Here is a 1647-nt window from a genome sequence, read left to right as displayed (position 1 = left end):
TCACCCCGAAACCCAGGCGAGTGCTGGCCGCCTGCTGCAGGGTGGAGGTAATAAAAGGAGCCGATGGCTTGGAACGGGTGGGCCGCTGCTCGCGCTGGCTGATGGTGAGTGTGCCGGCCTGCAGCAACGCCTGGCGGTGCTGCTCCGCGTCGTCGCCATTGTCCGGGCGGAAGTTCACGCCCTTGTGTTTGGACACTTCCAGACGCAGGGCTTCGCCCTGGTCGCTGTGGGTGTCGCTGTGCATTTCCCAGAACTCTTCCGGGATAAAGGCACGGATTTCCCGCTCGCGCTCAACCACCAGCTCCACGGCAACCGACTGCACCCGGCCGGCGGACAGACCACGGGCAATCTTTTCCCACAGCAACGGCGAGATCATGAAGCCCACCACCCGATCCAGGAAACGGCGGGCCTGCTGGGCTTCCACCCGGCTCAGGTCCAGCTTGCCGGGCTGCTCGAAGGCGGCCTGAATGGCTTTCTTGGTGATTTCGTTGAACACCACCCGGTCAAAACGGGAATCATCGCCGCCGATTACTTCCCGCAGGTGCCAGGCAATGGCCTCCCCTTCGCGGTCCAAATCCGTCGCGAGATAGATGCGGTCGGCTTTCGCGGCAAGTCGCTTGAGTTCATCAATCACCTTTTCCTTGCCGGGAAGAATTTCGTAATGGGCTTTCCAGCCGTGTTCCGGGTCCACGCCCATGCGGTTGATCAACTGGGCCTTGGCCTTCTTCTTTTTATAGGCCTCGCGCTCTTCCTTGGGCAGGGAGCGAGTGTAGGCCGCTTCCTTGGCGCGCTCCTGAGGGGTGCTCTTCTTGGAGCCACCACTGACCGGCAGATCGCGTACGTGGCCGACACTGGACTTCACTACGAAGTCGTCGCCCAGGTAGCGGTTGATGGTCTTGGCCTTGGCAGGCGACTCCACAATAACAAGAGTTTTTCCCATTCTCAGGTTCTCAATGGCGGCGGTTTGTTGAACAGAGCGCACCGGCTACAGTGCCCGATATGGCGGTCGCACAGGCGGCGCCAGTCTTCTTCGGGCGCTATTTAGACAGCGCCGGTATGGCCGGGTCAAGCTCTGCTGTAACCGACCTCCCTTTTTTAGTACTAGACTAGATACAGGGTGCCGGGCAACCCTCAAAGCGGAAAAGCGGCTCTGGCAAGCCGCTCAAAGACCGTTATACTGCAGGAAAGACACCGTTTCAGGGAGAGAACCGTGCCCAGTCCCTATCGCCGAATTCTGGTCGCCATTGATTGCAGTGATGAGTCTGCCCAGGTGTTGTCCCGGGCCGCCGGGGTGCTCTCAGGCAATGATGGTGAGCTGCATCTGATCCATGTGATCGAGCCTCTGGCGCTGGCCTATGGTGCCGATGTGCCCATGGATGTGACCGACCTGCAGAGCGGCCTGATGAAACAGGCCCGTGATACCGCTGACACCTACGCCGGCCGTTACCAGATCCCTGCCGATAATGTTCATGTGGAGCTGGGCTCCATCGAGAAGACGATTCTCGACCAGGCCGACAAGTTGAACGCCGACCTGATCGTGGTCGGCAGCCACACCCGCAGCGGCCTGGCCCTGCTACTGGGCTCCACCGCCCGTGGCCTGGTGCCGGGGGCCCATTGCGATGTGCTGGCGGTGAAGGTGGATCAGAA

General features: G+C 60.9%; 2 protein-coding genes. One reads left to right on the top strand and one right to left on the bottom strand.

Going from position 1 to position 1647, the window contains the following annotated elements; genetic code table 11:
- Nucleotides 1–940: DNA topoisomerase (locus tag HUJ17_RS04680; RefSeq protein WP_290509584.1), on the bottom strand; the 940-nt coding region annotated here is incomplete at its 3' end.
- 270 nt (nt 941–1210) lie between these two features.
- Here HUJ17_RS04680 and HUJ17_RS04675 point away from each other — a divergent pair.
- Nucleotides 1211–1647, top strand: a 437-nt coding sequence (locus HUJ17_RS04675; RefSeq protein WP_290509583.1) for a universal stress protein, incomplete at its 3' end; no start/stop codon positions are given.

The sequence above is a fragment of the Alcanivorax sp. genome (assembly GCF_014762765.1).
Lineage (GTDB): Bacteria > Pseudomonadota > Gammaproteobacteria > Pseudomonadales > Alcanivoracaceae > Alcanivorax.
Note: the sequence above shows the minus strand (reverse complement) of the source record. Positions and strands in the feature narration are given on the sequence as shown.